This is a genomic window from Methanomassiliicoccus luminyensis B10, from assembly GCF_000308215.1.
In the GTDB taxonomy this organism is placed as follows: domain Archaea; phylum Thermoplasmatota; class Thermoplasmata; order Methanomassiliicoccales; family Methanomassiliicoccaceae; genus Methanomassiliicoccus; species Methanomassiliicoccus luminyensis.
Genome location: NZ_CAJE01000021.1, coordinates 34130 through 57414, shown reverse-complemented (window position 1 = coordinate 57414; position 23285 = coordinate 34130). Strand labels below are relative to the sequence as shown.

At 60.0% G+C, this 23285-nt stretch carries 22 protein-coding genes; 12 read left to right on the top strand and 10 right to left on the bottom strand.

Features of this window, described 5'->3' with window-relative positions:
- The first annotated feature begins 75 nt into the window (after positions 1-75).
- On the top strand, positions 76-330 hold the full coding sequence (locus WYS_RS11745; protein ID WP_019178370.1) for a hypothetical protein: 255 nt from the start codon (positions 76-78) through the stop codon (positions 328-330).
- A gap of 1 nt (position 331) precedes the next feature.
- Here the strand turns inward: WYS_RS11745 and cyaB are convergent, their stop codons facing one another.
- Positions 332-850, bottom strand: coding sequence for a class IV adenylate cyclase (gene cyaB, locus WYS_RS11740; protein ID WP_019178369.1), 519 nt, complete (start codon positions 848-850; stop codon positions 332-334).
- 153 nt (positions 851-1003) lie between these two features.
- Between cyaB and WYS_RS11735 the strand changes: the two genes are divergently transcribed.
- Positions 1004-5296 carry a type IV pilin gene (locus WYS_RS11735; protein ID WP_019178368.1) on the top strand — a complete coding sequence of 1431 codons (4293 nt, stop codon included), beginning with the start codon at positions 1004-1006 and terminating at the stop codon, positions 5294-5296.
- The gene (locus tag WYS_RS11730; protein ID WP_019178367.1) at positions 5297-6496 is read left to right on the top strand and encodes a geranylgeranyl reductase family protein; all 1200 of its coding nucleotides are present in this window, start codon (positions 5297-5299) and stop codon (positions 6494-6496) included.
- Here WYS_RS11730 and WYS_RS11725 read toward each other — a convergent pair.
- From WYS_RS11725 to WYS_RS11700, 6 genes are all read right to left on the bottom strand, one after another.
- Positions 6493-8193, bottom strand: coding sequence for a UbiA family prenyltransferase (locus WYS_RS11725; protein WP_019178366.1), 1701 nt, complete (start codon positions 8191-8193; stop codon positions 6493-6495). The genes WYS_RS11730 and WYS_RS11725 overlap by 4 nt on opposite strands.
- Before the next feature lie 173 nt (positions 8194-8366).
- Positions 8367-9020 carry a hypothetical protein gene (locus WYS_RS11720; protein WP_019178365.1) on the bottom strand — a complete coding sequence of 218 codons (654 nt, stop codon included), beginning with the start codon at positions 9018-9020 and terminating at the stop codon, positions 8367-8369.
- On the bottom strand, positions 9001-9984 hold the full coding sequence (locus WYS_RS11715; protein ID WP_026069071.1) for a transcriptional regulator: 984 nt from the start codon (positions 9982-9984) through the stop codon (positions 9001-9003). The genes WYS_RS11720 and WYS_RS11715 overlap by 20 nt, the downstream gene beginning before the upstream one ends.
- Before the next feature lie 107 nt (positions 9985-10091).
- On the bottom strand, positions 10092-10622 hold the full coding sequence (gene hsp20, locus WYS_RS11710) for an archaeal heat shock protein Hsp20 (protein ID WP_019178363.1): 531 nt from the start codon (positions 10620-10622) through the stop codon (positions 10092-10094).
- Between the two features lie 7 nt (positions 10623-10629).
- Positions 10630-12822, bottom strand: coding sequence for a CDC48 family AAA ATPase (locus WYS_RS11705; protein ID WP_019178362.1), 2193 nt, complete (start codon positions 12820-12822; stop codon positions 10630-10632).
- A 314-nt stretch (positions 12823-13136) separates the two neighbouring features.
- Complete coding sequence (locus WYS_RS11700) at positions 13137-13751, bottom strand: ArsR/SmtB family transcription factor (RefSeq protein ID WP_019178361.1); 615 nt, start codon at positions 13749-13751, stop codon at positions 13137-13139.
- Between the two features lie 146 nt (positions 13752-13897).
- Between WYS_RS11700 and endA the strand changes: the two genes are divergently transcribed.
- Positions 13898-14953, top strand: a complete 1056-nt coding sequence (endA, locus tag WYS_RS11695) for a tRNA-intron lyase (RefSeq protein ID WP_019178360.1) — start codon at positions 13898-13900, stop codon at positions 14951-14953.
- 33 nt (positions 14954-14986) lie between these two features.
- Here endA and WYS_RS11690 read toward each other — a convergent pair whose 3' ends face one another.
- The 3 genes from WYS_RS11690 to WYS_RS16145 all read right to left on the bottom strand — a co-directional run bounded on the left by WYS_RS11690 (position 14987) and on the right by WYS_RS16145 (position 17016).
- Positions 14987-15706 carry a Fic family protein gene (locus tag WYS_RS11690; protein WP_019178359.1) on the bottom strand — a complete coding sequence of 240 codons (720 nt, stop codon included), beginning with the start codon at positions 15704-15706 and terminating at the stop codon, positions 14987-14989.
- Positions 15707-15815: 109 nt separating this feature from the next.
- Complete coding sequence (locus WYS_RS11685) at positions 15816-16748, bottom strand: transcription initiation factor IIB (protein WP_026069070.1); 933 nt, start codon at positions 16746-16748, stop codon at positions 15816-15818.
- The gene (locus WYS_RS16145) at positions 16714-17016 is read right to left on the bottom strand and encodes an H/ACA ribonucleoprotein complex subunit GAR1 (RefSeq protein WP_147654267.1); all 303 of its coding nucleotides are present in this window, start codon (positions 17014-17016) and stop codon (positions 16714-16716) included. The genes WYS_RS11685 and WYS_RS16145 overlap by 35 nt, the downstream gene beginning before the upstream one ends.
- A gap of 209 nt (positions 17017-17225) precedes the next feature.
- Here WYS_RS16145 and WYS_RS11675 point away from each other — a divergent pair, with 209 nt between their 5' ends.
- From WYS_RS11675 to WYS_RS11640, 8 genes are all read left to right on the top strand, one after another.
- Complete coding sequence (locus WYS_RS11675) at positions 17226-17975, top strand: phosphopantothenate/pantothenate synthetase (RefSeq protein ID WP_019178356.1); 750 nt, start codon at positions 17226-17228, stop codon at positions 17973-17975.
- 35 nt (positions 17976-18010) lie between these two features.
- A complete protein-coding gene (locus WYS_RS11670) occupies positions 18011-19252 on the top strand; it encodes an adenosylhomocysteinase (protein WP_019178355.1) in 1242 nt (413 codons plus the stop codon).
- A complete protein-coding gene (locus WYS_RS11665; protein WP_019178354.1) occupies positions 19249-20175 on the top strand; it encodes a carbohydrate kinase family protein in 927 nt (308 codons plus the stop codon). The genes WYS_RS11670 and WYS_RS11665 overlap by 4 nt, the downstream gene beginning before the upstream one ends.
- Before the next feature lie 93 nt (positions 20176-20268).
- Complete coding sequence (locus tag WYS_RS11660) at positions 20269-20502, top strand: Lrp/AsnC ligand binding domain-containing protein (protein WP_019178353.1); 234 nt, start codon at positions 20269-20271, stop codon at positions 20500-20502.
- A 56-nt stretch (positions 20503-20558) separates the two neighbouring features.
- Positions 20559-20822, top strand: a complete 264-nt coding sequence (locus tag WYS_RS11655) for a hypothetical protein (RefSeq protein ID WP_019178352.1) — start codon at positions 20559-20561, stop codon at positions 20820-20822.
- 68 nt (positions 20823-20890) lie between these two features.
- The gene (gene purE / locus WYS_RS11650) at positions 20891-21370 is read left to right on the top strand and encodes a 5-(carboxyamino)imidazole ribonucleotide mutase (protein ID WP_026069067.1); all 480 of its coding nucleotides are present in this window, start codon (positions 20891-20893) and stop codon (positions 21368-21370) included.
- Positions 21357-22304, top strand: coding sequence for a glutamine-hydrolyzing GMP synthase (guaA, locus tag WYS_RS11645; RefSeq protein ID WP_019178350.1), 948 nt, complete (start codon positions 21357-21359; stop codon positions 22302-22304). The genes purE and guaA overlap by 14 nt, the downstream gene beginning before the upstream one ends.
- A gap of 28 nt (positions 22305-22332) precedes the next feature.
- The gene (locus tag WYS_RS11640; protein WP_019178349.1) at positions 22333-23283 is read left to right on the top strand and encodes a 1,4-dihydroxy-2-naphthoate polyprenyltransferase; all 951 of its coding nucleotides are present in this window, start codon (positions 22333-22335) and stop codon (positions 23281-23283) included.
- Positions 23284-23285: the final 2 nt, after the last annotated feature.

Here is a 23285-nt window from a genome sequence, read left to right as displayed (position 1 = left end):
CATCCCCGTAACCAAAACGTTTATCCCCTCTCCGTGGACTTCGAGCATATCGCCAATTAAAGGAGGTTACGTACAATGGATGAGGAAAGCGGCCCCGGTCGCAAGGTAGAGTTCGAGACCGTCAGCTCGGAGAAGATCACTTTCGGAAAGACCAATTTCATCGAGGTGGCCCGGAAGCGGGCGGTGTCCAAGGACGGCGCCACCGAGTTCATATCCCTGTCCAGGGGCTACACGCTCAGGGACGGCTCGGAGCGCTACAAGAAGTCGCTGACGATCCCCGACGACCAGGACATCAAGGACTTCATCATCGAGCAGCTCGGCAAGATCTGAATCAACCTTTGTCCAGGATGAGCTCCAGGTACGAGCTCCTTTCCGTCTTTTCCAGTCCCAGCTCTTTCATCAGAGCGCGGATCATGGCCTTGCCCTCTTCGATCTCGCGGTCCTGCACTTCTAGCTCGACGAACCCGCCCAGCCCCTTAACCTGGTCGAGGGAGACCTCCACGTCGCGGAGCATGTAGATCCGGCGGCGCTTCTCCACCTCGGCCACGGTCCCGAACCCCAGCCTCTTCAGGATGAGCTTCAATGACTCCGGCTCCGGCACAGGGCTAGCTAGCTCCTCCCTGGTCTTGGTCTCCCTGTCGAGCTTTGGCCCCTTGTAGTAGAGGGTGTAGCGGTCCCCCTCTCTCCTGAGGCGGAGGGCCTCGTCGGTCGCGCCGAAATCGCGGCTGGGATGGGAAAGGTATACATCTGACTGCACTACCTCCTTCATGAAGCGGGCGCCGAGGTCCGCGAGCGTTCGCTCCATCTTCCCCAGATCGTCGCACGGCGCCTTCACCTCGATCTCGAGCATAATAGTGCGTATATGGTGAGCTAAATATATAATCCAGCAACATTTCTATTCATAGCGAAATTATATTCCCTGTTATTGCAATTCACAAGTATAGATATTTATACGCTCATGCCGGATTTTACCCGCTCAAATCGATAGGAGCGGTGATCAGTGATGAGTAGGATAATCCAGGATAGGGCGACCGGTCGTCGGGCCGAACGATCCAGCCCAAGCATGAGCGCCAGGCGAACAGTTCTCAAGAAGAAGGCCTGGACCAGACAAGGCGTGTCCGAGATCATAGGCAACCTGCTGATACTGGCGATCACCGTCACATTGTTCTCCACAATCATGTGGTTCGTCTCTTCGATGCCCGGCCCGGCAGAGAAGGTCTACACCGATTTCACTCCCAAGTTGCAGTTCGATCCCACCTCCGGGATCGCCTACGCGAACCTGACGCATAAAGGCGGGAACACATTAGAAGATTACAGGACCAACATCTACCTCTTCGTCAATAACAATCCCATACCTCTGCACCTGTCGGATGGCGGGATATACTCTGGACAATGGTCGACCGGGACGACCTGGTCTTACAAGCTTACTGGTGTGTCCTTGAGCACGGTCATCAGTGTGATGATCGTTGATCCAGAGGCCAACACCGTTGTGTATCAGGCCTCGCTCCTGGGCGGCAGCCAGGCGGCCATGTCTCAGCCTATTATCGGGGACAGGGGAATGGACCCTAGCCCGACCTATGCCGGGAACAAGGTCACGTTCTACGCGTCGATCTTCGATCCAGATGGAAAACTGGACAGGAACAGCGTTACCCTCAATGCCACCTCGATCGGACAGGGAACTATTCCTCTCACTGACCTAGACGGTGACAACGTATTCACATCGGTTAGCAAATATGATGCTGATATCTCGTGGAATAGGGCCGCGGTTTACGTGAACGCGCAGGATTCTGATGGGAAGGCCCTGACGCCGGCTAGGCTGGTCCTAATTGTGCTGATATCGCCCTCTGGAGGCGGCGGTTCCACCCCCTACGACGACTACCCCGGGTCATGGGTGAACGGCACATATCCCCCCAATTCTAGCGGCGGAAACTCGGGCGGGACCCTCGGGACGACCTTCTACTACATCAAGAATGCTCAGGGTGAAATCACTAGGGACTTCTCCCCCGGCGACCGGGTCACCATAGAACTATGGAGCGATACCATTAGGAACATGGCCTATGACAACATCGTCAACCTGATCTTTCCCCTGACTGGACAAGCCATGAGCCCTCAGTCGTCTACCTCCGCTTTCACATCCCAGGAAGGCTTCGGTAATTTCTACAAGTACACGTATAGCTTCGACGCCCCGTCGCAGAGCTATACATATACCTTGGAGATCAAGCTAAAGGATAATACTGGTAAGTCGGCAAACATAGCCGACACAATTAACGTCGGGGGCAGAGATTATCCAAGCATAACAACTTATAAGTTGGACGTTGCCACCGGCAACCTGATCAAGACCACTAAGTTCAATCATACCGACACCATGTATGTGCTTATCAACACCCGGGATGTGGACAAGTCTGCTAAGACCGTCCTCCTTAGCGATCTGCAGATCAGGGATTTCACTGGTACTTACATAGTCCAGAAGTCGGCAGCAGCCTACACCGACACACCAACATATAACAAGCCGATGAGCTCCCTGTTCAAGACGGACGGGGCCTCTAAGACACCGATCATCGGCAGCGGTGGAACATACTCGCTATATCTTGTCCTATACGATGTGTATCAGAGCTGGTGGCTGCCTGGAACAAATACATACACTCTCAAGATTAATTCACTAGCAGACACTGGGGACGAGGGGAGCAGCATCGGTGAAAAATACAGCTCCATTAGTTGCCAGTTCGAGGTGACCGCGCCTCGGACGACCACTGACATTCTGGCAAGCCTTGGCTCAGGGACGTTCACTTGGTCTGCCTCCGGTGCTACATGGGCCAACAGCAAGATCGTCTGGTATCAGGGCGGCGACCAATGGGATTATACATTGATCGATGGGAACCCCGCCTCAGGGCCGCTGGCGCTTGTACTATATGATATAAATGGCGATGGCAAGGACGATGTCGTAGTAGGGAGCCAGTCCAGCACGTCTGCTAATATTGTATGGTATGAGAATGAGGCAATCGATGGGAGTTCATGGTCATCAGCTAGAGTAATATCTTCTGCGTTCGATGCCAATACCGGAAATCAAGCCTCAACCAAATCTCACACTGAGTCCAATGGGGAACGCTGGACTGGTAATGGCGACAAGGGCAATGCGAACGAGGATGCGACCCTTTGGGTCGACTATGAAAGATATACGGGACCGATTAAGGTAGCAGATATTGATTCGTTTGTTACATCATATGATGGTAAAACATATGTTTGTCAAAATGAGCTAGTCGGTCAAATATCAATAGGAGACTTGGATGGGGATGGGGATGGGGACATTGTCGCCAGTTTTATCCACGTTGTAATCTACACTACCGCAGGTAGTGAGGAGGAAGCATCTGCCTCAAACAGCTGGGCCATGTTCTTCAATCGCGGTATTTACGTCTTCTGGAATGATGGAAAATGGACTAAGACCCTATTATATGGGACCGGTGATTGGAAAAACAACAATGCCGCTAATTCTGAGAATGTCGCTAATGGGGATAAAAATCCCGCAGCCGGCGATATTGCCGTAGGGGACATCAACCAGGACGGGTTCCCCGACGTGGTCGCTGTCTATCAGGATGGTACGACAAAGGTTTGGCTAAATCAGTGGTCCGTAAAGACTGGGGACACTGCAGCTCGGGAGGAGGGCGCCTTTAACTCCACTGCCCCCATGGTCCTTGATAGCACAACTAGCCAGAGTGTTGGGGGACATACACCATGGGAACACACCACTGCCAGTCAATACCAACCACTGGTAGAGATGGCGGACATGGATGGAAACGGCTATCCCGACATAATCAGGACTAGCACATTGGATAACAATATTTATATATTCTACACCACGCCCACTAGCGGTACTCCTGATTCGAAATCTCCTACCCTTGAGTTCAACATCGACAGCAATAAAGCGGCAACAATAACTGGGTCCAAGGCCAATCTAGCAGCCGTTGACAACATGTATGAGCACTTGACCGAGACATATGTATACTATGCGAACCAGACCCTGCATGCCACCAATGATGCTAGTATAAATCCAGGCCAGGTATTATCTAACACTTACAACAACGACGGCAAATGTTACGTCGTAAGCGCAGGGGAGACAATGACTATCAATGGTTTCGCCCCCCCTCAGATTTACGCTAGCAAGCTAGTTTCCAATGCGACATTGCATATTTCTTGGACGGCGAGCGGTAGCTATGCTGGCCAAGATATACTGCTGGAGTATCACAATGGTAGCACATTGGCTAATGTACTTGCTAAGCCAACTCCCAGTGGTACTGGCGTTAACACTGCGGAGATTGACCTATGGGCTCTCGGGGTGGATACTTGGGATGAGCTGAAATACCTGCGCATCAGTTTCAATAATCCTTCGGGGTCAGAGGGTTCAGTAGCGTTCGATCACATTGGACTTGACGTTCAATTTGTCAAGACCTGTGAACTGGGATGGCAGTGGGAGATACCGAACGTGGCTCGAGCCTTCCATGATCTGATCATGGTGGCTAACGTCTCTGGCTCAGAATCATTTCGTGTCCAGTATTCAGTTGACAATGAGACGTGGTTCGATGCCTTCATGGTGAGCTCGAAAACGGAAACCACACATCATAAACTGTTGCCATATACACCAAACAGTAAGTATTACATCAAAGTGACAGATACAAACAATGGCACGGATAATGTAAAAGATACACTGTCTATCAACATGCTGGTGATAAACCACTACACTCAGACCGTAGTGTTTGGCACCCCGGCCCAAGTGACTGGCTTCACTTCATCAAGTCCTGCCATAACTGCCCTGACCGTAGGAGACATAACAAAGAATGCAGCCAATCTGAACGATATTGTGTTCTCGACCGTCAAAACGACCGATAATGGGGCACTGTACATTGCAACCCAGTATTCGAAAAAAGAGTTTGACATTAGGGCAGTAGTGACCACGGGGCTAGCTACAAAATGCATCGATGGTACATATGATACTCGGGCTGTCCAACTGGGCGACCTGGACGGCGATGGGGATCTAGACATCGTATTGGTGGTCGGATTCACATATGGGAAGACCGGTGGAAACGCTCCAACCCTCTGGGTATACTATAACAATCAATTGAGCGACGCCAACCAGTTGTGGACGTTCTATGAGGAGCCAGTGAGCGAGCTCGGTGAGGACTCGGCCATCAACATCGCCCTAGGCAACATCGATTTGACCATCTTCTTGCCTCTGGTGGGCGTGGTGGGCATCGTAGCCGCCAGCGCAACGGTGGAAAGGATGTCTCGGAGGAGAAAGATCTGATTGGGGCCTGACAGGTACGATGTCATAGTGTCCGGGGCCGGTCCGGCGGGGGCGATGGCAGCGAGCCGATGCGCCCGCGCTGGCCTGCGGACGGCCCTGGTCGAGCGATGGGAGGTCCCTCGGCAGAAATGTTGCGCAGGGGGCGTCCTGGAGAGATCCTTGCGCCAGCTAGGAACACCTCTGCCGGACTCCCTCATCGAGAGGGAGATCTTCGGGGCAGCCCTGGTCCACGGTGACATCCGTCACGAGTACCGCTCCCCATCCCGCTTGGGCGTCACCGTAAGAAGGGACAGATTCGACGAGTTCTTGGCACGTGGCGCAGAGAAGACTGGCGCCGAGCTCATAACCAAATTCAGGACCGAGCGGGTCCGGGATGAGGGGGACAAGCTGACAGTGGAGAGCGAGGAAGGAAAATCGCTCCAGGCCAGATACCTGATCATCGCAGAGGGGGCCAACAGCCGCAGTGCCCGGCAAGTGCTCGGGCCATACTCTCCGAACGGACTAGCCGTCGGATTGGCTGCGGAGTGTGATTTCGGCACAGCACCGGGAGATCTGATTGAGTTCTACCTTTTCAAGGAAGGAGGCTTCAAGATGCCCTTCGTCACCCCGGGAGGGATGGATGGCTGGCTATTCCCACACGCGCAAGGTGGCAACGTGGGAGTGGGGGCTTACAAAGCCGGCACCACGGACATTAGGCGGCAGATGGACCGCATGGTACAGGAGGCGGGGAGGACATATGGCGGAGCTGAGATAAAAGGCGGGATAAGTGCGCACCCCATACCTGTCCGGCCAAGGGAACAGTTCAGCTCCGGGCGATGCCTGGTGGCAGGGGATGCCGCTGGACTTGCCAGCGCTCTGAGCGGCGAAGGGATATCATACTCATTGACCAGCGGGGTGCTGGCCGCGGAAGCGGTCCAAAGTGCGATGGCCAAAGGACATCGCGACGGAATCCTGCTCAGCTATGATCGTTCCATACGATCGGAGGTCCTGCCGGTGCTGCGTGCGGCCAAATGGGCAAGCATATGGTTCCAGCACATGACCAACATCATAGATCTGGACAGATTCTTGCGCAACATGCAGAATGACAAGAGCATAGTAGGGGCCAGTATCGCCATGAGCAGGGCGGAGAAGGACTGGACGTTCCTTCTCCGGAGAGCTATGGTACGGTTCCCGGTCCAATTCTTCTCCTCGGTAGGTTAGTGCGGCAGGATCTGCATGAACCGAACAGCAGCGTAAGCAAAACCGATCATCGCTATGATGAGCACAGGTCTCGAGGATCGATACTTGTAGAATGCTGCCGTGGCCGCGACACCCAGAACGGGAAAGACGACGAGGTCCCATTGGCCGTTGAACATGAACAGGGTCGTGAGGGACGCGACGAAGATCAGCGTACTAACCACCATGACGCCGCGGTCCAGGCCGAGCGCCGTGTAGATGGTCTTGACCCCGCCCCTCACATCCTCCGCGTATCCGTCCACATCGGTCACCATCGAGCCGACGACAAGACCAAGGAATGCATAGATGGCGGCCAGTAGTCCGCTTATGGTCAACGCGGGGAAGGCGACCTCCGCGGACGGCAGCACGTCGATGCCTATGGTGTACGGTAGCTCGACCATCACCGTGTATGGTGTCAGGAACCCGAAGATGAATGCCAGGGAGGTCCCCAGCCCGATGAGCGCCGGGCTCAGGAGGTGCTCCTTGAACCGGAACGGCCGCATGGAGTAGATATAGGAGAGGGCCAGGATCACCAGGAGCATCAGGGCGTGATAGATCGACAGGAGGCCGGCGATGAGGACCGCCGAGATGGCCAGGACGATCGACGCCTGCGCATATGTGCCGCTGTTGAACACGCCGGCGGCGAGCACCCTGCCAGGCTTGTGCGGGGAATCAGTGGCGCGGTCGGACAGATCGTTCCACATGGTGCTGACCTGCCATGCCATGAATGCGGAGCACAGGGCCAGCACTACGAACTCCGCGTTAACCCAGTATGGCTCCTGGAGGATGTTGGTGACGTACCTGGTCCCGCCGGAGGCCATCCATCCCATGGCTATGCCCGCCGTCACCACCCCAAGGAAGAAGACGGTCTGCGCAGGTCTCATGCTGGAGGCTATTCGTCGGAACGCCTCTCTACGTGAGAAGAACAGCAGGGCGAAGCCCAGGACCAGGCCCAGGACGACATAGTAGGCGAAAATGAAGAGATGGTACTGGTAGTAGCGAAGAGCATCGAAGTTGGGGAAGTCCGGGACGCCGCCGGTGCTGCCCACCGGGAGGTACGCGCCGGGGGTGGCCATGAAGAACAGGGCCATGAGGGCGGAAACGCCCAGAAGAGCGATCCTCAGGAGCGCCACCAGACGCTCCCCCACCGTCCCCAGGTGCTCCCTCTGGGTCCATATGGTGTAGCCGAACAGAGCGAGCACGACAGCGATAATCTCCGCCGCCTGGCCGGGGTGAAAACTGCTCCCGCTGAAATGCAGAAGGTAGTTCAAGAAATCGGTCGGGGAGAAGTAAGCGTAGTTCTCGTTCAAGCCGAAGAGGAAATGGTCCAGGTAAGGCGGGAGGATGATCACCCAGAAGAATGAGGCCACGAAGTTCATGCACTTCCGGGTATCCCTCTGGGAAAACGCGGACAGCAGAAATACCAAGCCGAGGAAGGTGAGGATGTAAAAGGCCACGTGGTGGGCGATGCTGTATATCCAGGGATGTGAGCCGGTCACGAACGCCTGGTCCAGGAGGAAATACTCAGATATGTCCCTGAAGAGGGCTACCGCGAGCACGTACAGGAAAATGCCCAGAATGGGAAGGCGGTCCTTTTCCAGGAAGGCCACGAACCGGTCCACGCTGTCACTGACCCTGCTGGTCGCATCGAACCGGCCGGCAAGAGCAACATCGTCCCCCATGTCGCTGGCATCGTCCGGTGCTTATAAAAAGCATCGTCAGAGAATCCATCTTTTCGAAGATAGGATTGCATGCAAAAACAATACAGCAAGACAGGCTGGCTCGAAGTGCCGTCAATCTCCTCAAACAAGGTCATTGGGCCATCGAGGCCGAGCTCAGCTGCAAGCTCACGAATTCATACGTGAGCAGCTGACTTGATCTCAGCGCCCTGGACATCGGGCGGGGACACCAGGAACGCCTCCACCCCGTCGGCGCGCTCGCACTCCACCACGGCGAGGATGTTGTGGTACTTGGTGGCCAGGGTCCGCAGCACCGAGGCCATATGCCTCTCCCTGGCCGTCTCCAGCTTCCTGAACCCCTTGCGGTTGACCCTCTGGTCCCAGGACCTGGCGAAGGCCTGTGCGCTGCTGAGGTCGTACTTCTTCTTCCCGGCGCGGGAGGAGAACAGCGACTCCTTGATCATGTCGCCGGTGCGGACGTTCTCGCAGTACGCCTCGGTGAACACCTCGTCGTTCATGTCCAGCGGGAGGATCGCGATCCCGTTCTCGGTGCATATGTCCAGGGAGCGCACGAAGCACGGCGGGGGGACCTTGACCTCGCCGAACGCCTCCAAGAACGCGGCGTAGGTGTCCTCGAGGTCGCTCAGCTCGTAGCGGTCGTACTGGTCCTTGTCTCGGAGCGCCGCCAGCTCCTCCTTGGAGATGGACACGGCCACCAGGTCCGGGCGGACTTCCGCGATGGCCCTGGCCACGGCCTCCTCTTCAGAAACAAGCCCCTTCACCACCGGGAGGATGGCGATCTCGGAGCCGTCAACCCTTGCTCTTCTCATCGTCCTCGCTCCGGGCGTTGACAAGCTCGTAAAGGACGTACGACTCGCTGATGCGCTTCAACTCGTCCTTGCATACCAATGGCGTGCCGCCGATGTTCTGCCGGGTCCTCTCCTTCTCGATGAATATGACCGAGCGCCGCTCGGTGATGCGCGATATGTCCGCCACCACCGTAGCCTTCTCCATGAGCCTGCTCTCGTCCTTTCCGAGCCCGGTCAGGATGAGGATGTGCTCGTCCCTGGTGAGCGCCTCGAAGGGGCTGCGGGCGATGGGAACGATGGAGAACCCCAGGCCCCGCAGCTTCATGAAGACCTCCTGGCCGAAGATGTCCTGCGACGCGGACCCCTGCCGCTCTTTGGCGGGAGCTTCCTTTTCCTTGGGCCTCTGGCCGATGGGATGGAACGGGTTCACCGGCGTGACTATGGGCCGGTCCAGGAACTCCTCCAGGCGGATGGCCACATCGATCATGGCCCCCATCCCGCTCTCGTACATCTGGATGGTGCGCCTCGATACGCCGGCGATCTCGGCCAGCGTGCCAAGGGAGATGTTCCTCTCCTCCCTCACCTTCTTCAGGAGGTCGCTGTCCAGCTTCACGTACAGGCCCCCGGGGGCGGCGAAGATGAACGGCGGGACGCCCTCCAGCAGGTGGTCCTTCAGGGTGCGCAGGGATATGATGGGAACGCCGAACCTGGAGTACACGATGCTCTCGTCGATGTCCCCCGAGCCGGACCTCTCGCCTATCAGGATGGGAGAGGCGCCCAGAGCCTCGCCGAGGGTCGTCAGCTCGTCGGCGTTCTCCTTGGAGAAGGCGTCCACGTTGCTGAGGATCTTGATGATGAGAAGGACGTCGTCCCTCCTGGCCACGATGTCGAAGCTGATGCCTCTCATGGCCAGGGGCCGGGAGACGTAGAAGCCTGACATCCCCAGTACCGACCGTACCGCCTCGATAAGATCGTCCCTATGCACGGACCCGTATACAAGAGTACTTCTATATCAAGCTATCAAGAGAGAAAACTAAATGGCCGAGAGATCCCGGCCGTAAAAAAGGGAGTGGATGTAAAAGGTTTGGGACCTCATTGCGGCTCGATGGCCACCGGCTTCCCGCGCTTCTTGGGAGCGACCTTCTTGAGCGTGACCTCGAGAACGCCGTTCTTGTACGACGCCTTGGCGGAATCGGGGTCCACCGCGGCGGGGAGGTCGACCTTCTTGGAGAACTTGCGGTCCTCCCTGTTCACCTCGATGTCCAGCATGCCGTCCTCGGCGTTGAGCTGGATATCCTGGTGCTCGACCCCGGGAAGCTCCACGATGACGCGGATCTGCCCTTTCTCCTCGATTATGTCGGTGAGGGGCTCCCTTATGCTGCCCTCCTCCATGGTCTCGGGGGCGGCGTTCCCGAACTCCTGGATGCGGGGCTTTCCGTCGGGACCCATGCGCATGGAGAAGCCATAGATCATCGGCTGCCCCATTCCGGGGTCCAGCTTCCCGCTGGTGTACTGCTCGAGCAGCTCGTCCATGCGCCTGCGCATGTCCTCGAACTCCTCGTCGAAGCTGCCGAACAGGTCATCCCAGGAGGTCCTGCGCCTCCTTCTGTTGCCTTCTGCCATTGTCTGTTCACCTCACGTATATGTAGTCGTTCGCGACCTTGGGGTACTGGCCCAGGTCGGTCCTCGTGACCGGCTTTACCTTCTCCAGCGCCCGGGTGAAGGAGCTCATGCCGATCTTCTGCTTCTTCAGCTCTTCCTGGCTCAGGTCCTTCTTCTTGGACACCAGGGCCCTGATGGCCAGCATGACCGCCTCGTTGGCGACCGCCGCGAGGTCCGCGCCGGTGTAGCCATCGGTCTTCCTGGCCAGTTCATCGATGTCCACGTCGTCGGCCAGGGGCTTCTTGGCGGTGTGGATCTTGAGGATCTGCTTCCTCGCCTCCAGGTCTGGGGAGGCTATCTTGACCAGGCGGTCGAAGCGTCCCGGCCTCAGCAGGGCGGGGTCCAGCATGTCCGGCCGGTTGGTCGCGGCTATCACCACCACGTTGTACAGGCTCTGCAGCCCATCGATCTCGGTGAGCATCTGAGATATGACCCTCTCGGTCACGTGGCTGTCGGACTCGCCTCCCCTGGTCGGCGCTATCGAGTCGATCTCGTCCATGAAGATGATGCACGGAGCGGCCTGCCTCGCTTTCCTGAAGGTCTCGCGGACGGCCTTCTCCGACTCGCCGACCCACTTGCTCAGGAACTCCGGTCCCTTGACGTTGATGAAGTTGGCCTGCGACTCGGTGGCCACGGCCTTGGCGAGCAGGGTCTTTCCCGTGCCCGGGGGACCGTACAGCAGCACCCCCTTGGGCGGCACCGCGTTCATGTAGCTGAACACCTGGCCGTACTTCAGGGGCCATTCCACGGCCTCCTGGAGCTCCCGCTTGGCATCGCTCAGCCCGCCGATCTCCTCCCAGTGGACGTTGGGCGTTTCGACGAACACCTCCCTCAGGCTGGAGGGCTGCATGTCCCTCAGCGCGGCGAAGAAGTCGTCCCTGGTGACGGTGATCTTGCTCAGCACGTCCATGGGGATGGACTCCATGTCCAGGTCCAGCTCCGGGAGGATGCGGCGCAGCGAGTGCATGGCCGCCTCCTTGGTGAGCGCGGAGAGGTCCGCTCCCACGTACCCGTGGGTCAGGTCGGACAGCTTCTCCAGGTCCACGTCCTTCTCCAGCGGCATGCCGCGGGTGTGGATCTGCAGGATGTGCAGGCGGCCCGAGCGGTTGGGCGGGTTGATCTCGATCTCCCGGTCGAACCGGCCGGGACGGCGTATGGCGGGGTCCAGCGCGTTCGGCCTGTTGGTCGCGCCTATGACCACCACTTTCCCGCGGGACTCCAGGCCGTCCATCAGGGACAGCAGTTGCGCTACCACGCGGCGCTCCGTTTCCCCGGTCACTTCCTCCCTCTTGGGCGCGATGGAGTCGATCTCGTCGATGAAGATGATGCTGGGAGCGTTCTCCTGGGCCTGCTTGAATATCTCCCTCAGCCTCTCTTCGCTCTCACCGTAGAACTTGGACATGATCTCCGGTCCTCCGATGGTCACGAAGTTGGCATTGGTCTCGCCGGCGACGGCCTTGGCCAGCAGCGTCTTCCCGGTTCCGGGAGGGCCGTGCAGCAGCACGCCTTTCGGCGCCTCCACCCCCAGCCTCTCGAACAGTTCGGGGTGGCGGAGCGGCAGCTCGATCATCTCGCGCACCTTCTTGACCTCGTCCTCCAGGCCGCCGATGTCCTCGTACGTTACCTTCGGGATGTTGCTTGCCGCTTCCTTGACCGGCTTCTCGCTGATCTTGACCTCGGTGGTGCGGTGGACCAGGACCGCGTCGGAGGTGGGGGTGTACGAGACCACCACCAGGTCTATCTTGCGCCCCATAACGTTGATCTGGATGACGTCGCCGCGGGTGATGGCCCTCCCTTCCAGTATCTGGCTGAGGTATTCCTCCCCGCCCATGATGCGCAGCGTCTCGGTGGGAGCGAAGGAGATCTTCCTGGCCTCCTTGACCGCGATCTTGCGGATAGCGACCTTCTCGTCGATGCTGGTCTGGGCGTTCCTGCGGATGGTCCCGTCGATGCGGATCACGCCTCTATTGGCGTCCTCGGGATACCCCGGCCATACTATGGCCACCGTCCGCTTCTTGCCCTCGATCTGAATGACGTCCCCGGCGGTGATGCCCAGGACCTCCATGACGGCGGGGTCCACTCTGGCGATGCCCCGCTCCACGTCCTTGGACTTTGCCTCGGCGACCTTCAATACCTTTTCCGATGAGTCCAACTGCTTCACGCTCCAGTTCGTATTACGAGTGAAGGGCTTATATAAGCCCGTCCCACGCGTTCGACGGCTCCAGTCCCGGCCCCGAGGGCACATCGAAATGCCCCTGGGACGGTCCAGGCATACTCCTCTTCTCTGACTCTCCGAGCGGCTTCCAGCGCCTCTTGGGCGTAGGGCTACGCTCCTTCTCAGGTATGTCCGGGTTCATGATTTCTCCGTTCAATGAGTATACAACCGATAGTTGTAAACTCTCTTACCGCTATAGCTTGCCCTTCTATATAATGCTTGCTAAATATGATGTGCGGAACGGAACGACCAGGCTCTGTTCAGCTCTTCAGCCAGTCATTTAGATAGCGCAGCACCACCTCGTCCCTGATGGCGAGCATCTTGGCGATGTCCTGGGGGCCCAGGTCGGGGCGGCTGATGAACTGGTACATGACCTTGCGGACCTGGTAGTCATTCATTCCGGAGGTCAGCCTGGTGACCTCGTCCAGTATCCTCTCCTTCTCCTCGATGAGGTCCTCCCTCTGCCGGTGCAGCTCCTCCAGCTTGCCGTCGATATCGGCCATCCTCTGCCTGAGCTCCTTGACCCTGAGGTCCTTGGTCTCCGCCCCCTCGCCGCCAGCCTCCTCGAACCCCGGCATCTCCCTCTTCACCAGCTCGGCGTTGAAGAGGTTCGGCCCCACGTCCACCACGATGGTGAAGTTGACGGTGGGGTAGTACTTCTTGCGCATGGGTCCCCCCAGATCGCTCTCCTCCTCGAAGCTCTCCACCAGCCCGTACTTCTCCAGGACCTTGAGGTGCTTCATGACCGCTTGCTGGCTCATGCCCAGCTCCTTGGACAGCTGCAGGGGATAGTGCGGTTCCCGCGTCAGGGTCTCCAGGATCTGCCTTCGGGCGGGGTTCTCGATAACGGAAAGGAGCTCGTCGAGTTCTACCATGTGGACCACGTACTTATTAACCTTAAGTTGACAACATGCTATTAGGGCGCCCCGGCATATAAACATTGCCGTCCGCGAACGAGCCGGGGCGAACAGGGGCCGTTCCATGAAAAAGCTAAATAGCCCAGGGGGTTGTTGCACCGGGTATGCCCGGAGAACTGGTCGAGGACAGCGTCATGGTCAGGGACCAAACCGAGGCCAGCCAGATCTACAACAAGGGCTGCTACGGCTATCCCCGCTCCGGAGGGGCCCTTGAGCTGGACCTCCTGGAGGCCGTGTACCTGGTGGAGGCCTCCCGGCTGGAAGTGGTGGAGGGCGGCGAGGTCCTCGGCCTGGAGCGGCTGATAAGCACCGCCTCGTCCGTTCGCCGGGATTTCGAGATCAGGTACACGGTGTACCGCGACCTCCGCCAGAGGGGCTTCGTGGTGAAGGACGGGGGAGAGGAGTTCGATTTCAGGGTGTTCCCCCGCGGAGGGACGCCGGCAAGCGCGCAGACCAAGAGCTGGGTCAGCGCCATCACTGAGAGGTCGACGTTCAGCATCGCCCCGTTCATGGAGGAGCTGGATCGTTCGGACCGGACCAGGAAGGAGCTGCTGGTGGCCGTCGTCGACGAGGAGGGCGACATCACCTACTACCGGCCGGAGCGGAGCCTGCCCAAGGGCGCTCCCGAGCTGCCATGGAACGGGGGGGCGGTGAAGGCCTCCCTGCTGGAGGACCGGGTCCTGGTGTTCGACGAGCAGGGGGCCGACAGGCTTCACAACAGCGGCTTCTACGGGAAGAAGATCGGCAGGGTGATGCAGCTCTCGCTCATAGAGGCGGCCCATCTCATGGACATAGGGCGGATCGACGTCGTCACCATCGGCTCCGGCCGCCGCATCAATGCGGAGAGGTTCAAGAAGCGGGCGGTGAAGTTCCAGCCCGACTTCGACCTCCGGCTGAAGGCGTACAACGATCTCCGCTCCCGCGGCCTGGTCGTCAAGACCGGCTTCAAGTACGGCTCCCACTTCCGGGTGTACGACAACGACCCGGACAAGGCCCATGCCAGCTGGCTCGTCCACGCCGTACCCGCCGACTACGAGACCACCTGGCCGGAGATGTCCCGGGCGGTCCGCCTGGCCCACGGGGTCAAGAAGGAGATCCTGTTCGCCAGGGTCAAGGACGACGGCACCGAGTACATGCGGCTCTCGCGCGTGAGGCCGTGATGTCGCCTTACGCTGTCGAGGGACCGCGTCGGTTCAGATGATCTGCAGGAAATCCTCTATTAGCATCTGTCCGCCCTTCGCCCGCCTGGTCGTCTCCATCGGAACGGCGACCTTCTGCAGGTTATCGATCAGTATCTGCATCCTCTGGCCCATGATAGGGTCACAGAAGGTGGAGACCATGTCCGCATAATCGTCAATGTTGCCGCCCTTCAGTGCGGTCAGGTATTCTTCCCGGTCCTTTCCCAGGAAAAGAAGGCGGGGGAACTTCTCGCGCATCAGCAGATAGTTGAAGACCTCCCTTCTCACCCTGCCGTTCCCGTCCGTGAAGGGGTGGGCGATCTCGAACTTGTAGTGGAACAATACGGCTGCTTCGAAAGGGTGGACCCCAGATTCCAGCTGGTCATAGTATTCATTTATCGCAGCCTGCAGCTCCTCCGTGATAAGCTCAGAGGGGGCCAGCCTGAGGTCGCATCCCGCTATGCCGATATCGTCGATGCGGCGGAACGTGCCGGCGGACTCGGCATCGATGTTGTTCATGATAAGCGAATGAAGGGTCCTGATGAAGTCCAGGGTGACCTTGCCCTTGTACTTGTTATGGTACTGAATGACGTTCTTGAAGTTCTGGACCTCATTGATCTCTCGGAGCGGCTTCGATCTCGGCACCGTGCCGTATTCAAGCAGGTCATGGGCCTCTTTGAGGGTCAGGGTATTATGCCAGATAAATATCGTCGCCCAGCACCTTTTATCGAACATTGGAGGAACCCAGCCCGGAGATGGTGAGCGTCTGGAGCACGGGGTAGACGGAATGTCCGAAACCATCGCAGCAGAAAAGTAGAAAAGAAAGTGGTTTGGGACCGCAGGCTCAGAGCTGGATCTCGATCCCCAGCTTCTCGGTGAGCTCCTTGTAGCGGTTCCTGATGGTGACCTCAGTGACGCCGGCGATGTCCGCCACCTCCCTCTGGGTCCTGCGCTCGTTGCACAGGATGGAAGCGATGTAGATGGCCGCCGCCGCAACTCCCGTCGGGCCGCGCCCGGAGGTCAGCTCCTTCTTGGCGGCGTCCTTCAGGATCTCCGCGGCCTTGGACTGCACCTCCCCGCTCAGCTTAAGCTCGGAGCAGAACCTCTGCACGTAGTCCTGGGGCCGGGTGGGCATCAGCTTCAGCTTCAGCTCGCGGGTCATGAACCGGTAGGTACGCCCGATCTCCTTCCTGCCGACACGCGAAGAGTTGGCGACCTCGTCCAGGGTCCTGGGCACGTTGCACTGGCGGCACGCCGCGTACAGCGATGCGGCCACCACTCCCTCGATGCTCCGGCCGCGAATGAGGTTCTTGTTGACCGCCTTCCTGTATATCATGGCGGCGGTCTCCCTCACGTTCCTGGGCAGCCCCATCGCCGATGCCATCCTGTCCAGCTCGCTCAGCGCGAACGCCAGGTTCCTCTCGGTGGCGTTGGATACCCTGATCCTCCGCTGCCACTTCCTCAAGCGGTACAGCTGGGCGCGGTTCCTGGTGGGGATGCTCTTCCCGTAGCTGTCCTTGTTCTTCCAAGAGATCTCGGTGGAAAGTCCCTTGTCGTGAATGGTATAGGTCATGGGGGCCCCGGTCCTGGCCCTCTTCTCGCCCTGCTCTACGTCGAACGCCCTCCACTCGGGTCCCTGGTCGATGAACTGGTCGTCGAGCACCAGTCCGCAATCCTCGCAGATCAGCTCGCCGCGCTCGTAGTCCCTCACCAGGTGCTTGCCCCCGCATTCAGGGCACTTCTCAATCTCTTCGGTCCCTTCTCTTACCTTTGGCATGGTGCGTGACCTCCTCTATGTAGACCTGCCTCCCCACTGCTGCGAGCAGGCTACTGTTGCCGGTCGGCTCTACTATGACATAGGGCGACTCCACCGGGCCGAAGACCCTCCTAACATAGCCCAGAGGCTTGCTCCGATTGTCTACTACCCTTTCCCGGAATCCGGGAGCGAACGTTCCCCTGACGATGAGCTTTCCGTCAAAACCTACTTCTTGTATGATCCCTAAAAGCTTCATCATATCTCCAGTAACACTGACCGGTATGTTCAAGTAGAAAGGAAATATACTATAAGAATGTTACGATAGGCTTTTTAGTTTTGTGCTGTCTGCTTTTGGACCTCGCAAGAAGAGCGATATGTAAATAACTGACCCCTGCTATATAAAGGCCAGCGTGCCGGGGGATGGCACGGCACACACATCCCGATGCCCGCCGCGCGGCGAGGGCAACAAATTTCAATGCCCTGCCCCATGGCCGCGCCATGAAAGTATCCGAGGACCATCCCCGCTACCGCTCCCTGGTGGTCCGGGAAAGGATGTCCGAGCTGGTCAGGGAGGGCGTGGTCGCTCCTACCGGCCTCATCGCCCACGGCCGGGGCGAGGCGTTCGACTACCTCCTGGGCGAGCGAACATCGCCCAGCGCACTGGAGGCCGAGAGGGCCGCCGCCGCCTACCTTCTGGAAGCGAAGAGGCCGGTGATCACCGTCAACGGCAACGCCGCCGGGCTGTGCGCCGAGGGCCTGCTGTCATTAGCAAGAGCGGTCCCCGCCAAGGTCGAGGTGAACCTGTTCCACCGCACCCCCGAGCGGGTGGAGAAGGTGGTCAGCTTCCTGGAGAGCGTCGGAGGGAAGGACATCCTGGGACGCCAGCAGGAATCGGTGCTGGAAGGCATAGCCTCCGACCGGGCCCTCTGCGCTGCCGAAGGCATCGCCTCCGCCGACGTGGTGCTCATCCCCCTGGAGGACGGGGACCGCGCCGGCGCGCTGGTGAAGGCCGGAAAGATTGTCCTCGCCATCGACCTCAACCCTCTCTCGCGCACCTCCGTCGTATCGAACGTCACCGCGGTGGACGAGCTCACCAGGGCCGTGCCCAACATCGAGAGGTTCGTGCGCGAGCTGAAGGACGCCCCCGAGGAACGAAGGCGTGTCATCGAGAGCTACGACAACCAGCACACCCTCCGCGAGGCCAGGGAGACCATGCGCTCGGTGCTCCAAGGCATGGGAAAAACATAAGGACAGCTTTATTCAATCCCTGAGAAGGTGTTCCGTTGGTGGACGAACTATTAGAGAAAGGAGTCAGGAGGCTGGAGTGGGCGCGGGACCATATGGGTGTCCTCAAGGACATCCGCGAGCGGCTGGTCAAGGAGCGCACCCTGGAAGGCCTGAAGGTGGGAATGGCGCTGCACGTGGAGGCCAAGACCGGCATCCTCGCCCTCACGCTGGCGGAGGCGGGAGCGAAGGTCCGCCTGGCCAGCTGCAACCCCCTGTCCACCGACGACTCGGTATCGCTGGCGCTCCGGGAGCATTACGGCCTGGAGGTCTTCGCCAAGAAGGGCGAGAACAACGAGGAGTACTACGCCAACCTCAACTCGGTCCTGGACATGCGCCCGGACTTCGTGATCGATGACGGCGCGGACCTCATCACCATCCTGCACACCACGCGGAGGGACCTGCTGAAGAACGTGAAGGGAGGGAACGAGGAAACGACCACCGGGGTGGTCCGCCTGCGCTCCATGGCCAGGGAAGGCAAGCTGGAGTTCCCGGTCATCAGCGTCAACGACGCCCACATGAAGTTCATGTTCGACAACCGCTACGGGACGGGGCAGTCGACCTTCGACGGCTTCATGAACGCGACCAACCTGCTGATCGCGGGGAAGAGGTTCGTGGTGGCAGGCTACGGCTGGTGCGGGCGCGGCATCGCCATGCGGGCCAAGGGCTTCGGCGCCAACGTCATCGTCACCGAGGTCGACCCGGTCAGAGCGATCGAGGCCAAGATGGACGGGTTCGAGGTCATGCCCATGCTCGACGCGGCCAAGGTCGCCGACATCATCATCACCGCTACCGGCAACAAGGACATCGTGAGGGAGGAGCACCTCAAGGTGCTCAAGGACGGCGCGGTCATGGGCAACTCCGGGCACTTCGACAACGAGGTCGCCAAGCCCGCGCTGGAGAAGATGGCCGGGAGGCCCCAGCGCGTTCGCGAGGCGGTGGACCAGTACACCTTCGCCGACGGCAGGAAGGCCTACCTGATCGCCGAGGGCCGCCTGATGAACCTGGCGGCGGGCCAAGGGCATCCGGTGGAGATCATGGACATGAGCTTCTCCATTCAGGCGCTCGCCCTGGAGCACCTCGCCAAGAACCACTCCCAACTGAAGCCGCAGGTGTACAACGTGCCCGAGGAGCTGGACCAGGAGGTGGCGCGCACCAAGCTGAAGGTCATGGGCGTGAAGATAGACTCCCTTACCGGCGAGCAGAGGAAGTACCTCGAAGGGTGGCAGGAAGGCACATGAACCCGTTCCTGTGCGTATACGGGCACGTGTGCCTGGACCAGATATTGACCTTGGACAAGTTCCCTGATCCCAACACGTCGGTCGATCTGCTGGAGAAGCACCGCTACTACGGAGGCACGGGGGCGAACATCGCGGCCGTGGCCGCCTCGCTGGGCGTGCCCACGGCGCTGTGCTCCTTCGTCGGCCCGGACTTCCCCCAGGACTTCCGGGAGTTCCTGGTCTCGAAAGGGGTCGACCTGAGCGAGGTGGTGGCGGTGGAGGGGTACGAGACCTCCACCGTGCTCATTGTGACCAACAAGGACCAGGACCAGATAGCGTACGTATATCAAGGTCCGATGCGGGATATGGGCAAGTTCGAGCGGAGCATGGAAGGGGCCAAGAAAGCGAAGCGCGTGCACATCTCCACCGGGCGGCCGGAATACTACATCCCCCTGATGCGCGAGCTCAAGGCGCTGGGCAAGAGAATCTCCTTCGACCCGGCCCAGGAGATCTACCGCATATGGGATCGGGCCACCTTCCGCGAGGCGCTGCCGCTCGCCGACACGTTCTTCTGCAACAAGAACGAGCTCAGGGCCGCGCTCGAGTACATGGGCGCGTCGCGGCCGGAGGACCTTCTCTCCTACGTCGATGCGCTCATCAACACCCGGGGCGGGGAAGGGTCCCTGCTGTGCACCGGCAAGGGGTCGAGGCGCGCTCCCCCGGCCAAGCCGGAGAAGATAGTGGACCCCACCGGGGCGGGGGACGCCTTCCGGGCGGGGTTCTACGCCGGGCAGTACTACGGGCACGATGCGGTCGAGTCGCTGGCGTACGGCAACGCCGCCGCCTCGTTCGTCCTAGAATCGAAGGGCCCGCAGACCAACATACCCACCTGGGAGATGGTGGAGAGGAGGGCGGAGAGCGTCCTAGCGGCGCTGGAGAGGTGACCCGGCGCGCCCACGTCGGCCAGGCCAGGGATATTTCCAAGGTCGAAACATTTAAGAGTATACATAATCTAATGGGGGGCAAAAGGTGAGAGTTTGGCGGTGGGGTTCGTCCTGATAAGCACGGCACCGGCCAAGGAGCACGAGGTCTACAATGAGCTCCTGAAGGTAAAGGAGGTCGTAGAACTCCATCCTCTCTTCGGCGAATATGATCTAATAGCCAAGATCGAAGCTGAGGACTTTAACCTCCTGGGACAGGTGGTCGTGGACAAGATGAGGTCGATACCCGGCGTGATAGACACCAAGACCCTCACGGGCATCAAGTTCTAGGGATCAAAAAACAGGTGAAAAAAATGGAAGCAATAGAATTTCTGACGGTACTTCTGATGACACTAGGCCTATTCCTCGTGCTGGCCGGCATCTTCACTGCCTACTTCGGCAGCGGGAAGAGCAGGACCATTGGAGTGGTGCTCCTGGTAGTGGGCCTGTTGGTCGGAATCCTTTGGGTCGCCTTCAGCTACGCCGACCCTGGCCTGTTCACAGTCGGGATCCTTGATACCATCTGGACCGCTTTCGTGTACATCCTGGCCGCGCTCATCGGCGCCCTCATTGCCATCGGCGCCTTCCTGCTGGCCATCATGAAGTCCTGAAGCGGGACCGACCGGCAAACCCTTTCCTATCCAAACCTTTTTTAGCTTGTCATGTTTTGCTTGCCATCATGCCCCAAGTCCTTATCATCCTGGGCAGCAAGAGCGACGCGCCGGTGGCCAAGAAGGCCGTCGGCGTGCTGAAGGAGCTGGGCATCAGCTCCGGCACCGTGGTCGCCTCCGCCCACCGCACCCCCGACCGGGTCAAGGAGCTAGTTGCCGGAAGCGACGCCGAAGTGTTCATCGCCATCGCCGGCCTGTCCGCGGCATTGCCCGGAGCGGTGGCCGCCGCCACCGTCCGGCCGGTCATCGGCGTTCCCGTCAGCGGAAAGGTGAATTTGGACGCGGTCCTCTCCGTCGTGCAGATGCCCGGCGGCATCCCCGTGGCGGCGGTGGGGCTGGACCGCGGGGACAACGCCGCGCTGCTGGCGGCGCAGATCATCGCCCTCCACGACAGCGCCGTATCGGGGAAGCTGCTGAAGCACCGCCAGGCCATGGCCGACGCGGTGCTCAGGGACTCCGAGGAGGTGGCCAAGGATGTTCAGGCCTGAGAAGTTCGTGGAGGAGAAGATCGAGGAGCTCAGGGCCGGGATCAAAGGGAAAGCGGTCATCGCCTGCTCCGGCGGGGTGGACAGCACCGTCGCCGCCGTCATCGTCTCGAAGGCCATCGGGGACCGCCTGCTGGTGGTGTACGTCAATAACGGCTTCATGAGGAAGGGCGAGGATGAGGCGGTCGGAAAGATGCTCACCGAGCTCGGCGTGAACTTCCGGCTGATCGACGCCACCGACGAGTTCTTCGCCGCCATGAAGGGCGTCTCCGAGCCGGAGATGAAGCGCAAGATCATCGGCGAGCGCTTCATACGGGTCTTCGAGAGGGCCGCCAAAGAGTACCACGCCGAGTACCTGGTGCAGGGGACCATCGCCCCCGACTGGATCGAGAGCGGGGACGGGGTCAGGGACACCATCAAGAGCCACCACAATGTCGGCGGGTTGCCCAAGGACATGAACCTCAAGCTCGTCGAGCCGCTGCGTGACCTCTACAAGGACGAGGTCAGGGCGGTGGCGAGGTACCTTGACGTCAAGGTCGCGGAGAGGCAGCCCTTCCCCGGTCCCGCGCTGGCCATTCGCGTCATCGGGGAGGCGACCCCCGCGTCGGTGGAGATCGTGCGCGAGGCCTGCGCCATAGTGGAGGAGGAGATCGAGAAGGCCGCCGCGGCCGGGCGCATGGAGCTGCCGTGGCAGTACTTCGCCGTCCTTCTCCCCTGCCAATCGGTGGGCGTGCAGGGCGACAACCGCGCTTACGGGAAGACCATCGCCGTCCGGGCGGTGCAGTCCATCGACGGCATGAGCGCCGCCTACTCCAAGATACCCCACGACGTGCTGGAGAAGATATCCGTTCGCGTCACCAACGAGATGAAGAGGGACGTGAACCGGGTGGTCTACGACATCACCAACAAGCCGCCGGCAACGGTGGAGTGGGAGTAAGCGCGGGGAGCGGGATGCCGGCGCGAACATGACCGCATCACAGGGCCGAGGCGAGGAGCGTGCCGCTCAGGGGGCGGAGGGAGCAGCTCCCTCCGCAACGCGCAGGGCCACCGTCCACGACTGGATCGAGGGCGCCCGCCTTCGCACCCTGCCCCTAGGCATCGCTTCGGTGCTGCTCGGCGCCGGCGCGGCCGCCGCCGCGAATGGGGCCGACATGCTTCTCGCCATTCTCGCCCTCCTGCTAGCCCTCTCCATCCAGATAGGCGTCAACTTCGCCAACGACTACTCCGACGGCATACGGGGCACCGACCGCCACCGGGTGGGCCCGGCCCGGCTCACCGGAGGCGGGCTGGCGCGTCCGGGCACGGTGCTGAAGGTCGCCATGGGCTTCTTCGCTCTGGCCGCGGTCTCGGGCTTTGCTCTGGTCGCCATCAGCGGGACCTGGTGGCTGCTGGCGGTCGGGGCGGCGGCCATCGCGGCGGCGTGGTTCTACACCGGGGGCAAGTGCCCCTACGGCTACGCGGGCCTGGGCGAGGCCTCGGTATTCCTCTTCTTCGGGCTGGTGGCCACCCTCGGCACCACCTACGTGCAGCTGGGGGCCATCACCTTGCTGTCGGCCGGGGCCGCGGTGGCCTCGGGGTCCTACGCCTGCGGCGTCCTGATGATCAACAACATCAGGGACATCGCCTCGGACCAAGCTTCCGGCAAAAGGACATTGGCGGTGCGCCTCGGGGCCCCCCGGGCCCGCGCGGTGTACCTGCTCTTCGTCCTCATCCCATACTTCCTGCTGATCCCAATGGCGTACATGGAGCTAGGGAGCTTGCTGGCCCTCGCCTCCCTGCCCCTGGCCGCACTGGCGGTCCGCGCGGCCTTCCGGCCCCGCTCTCCCAAGGACCTGGTGCGCTCGCTCAAGCTCACCAGCATAGGAACGCTGCTGTACGCCGCGCTCGCCTCCCTGGGATGGTGGGCAGGGCTCTAAGC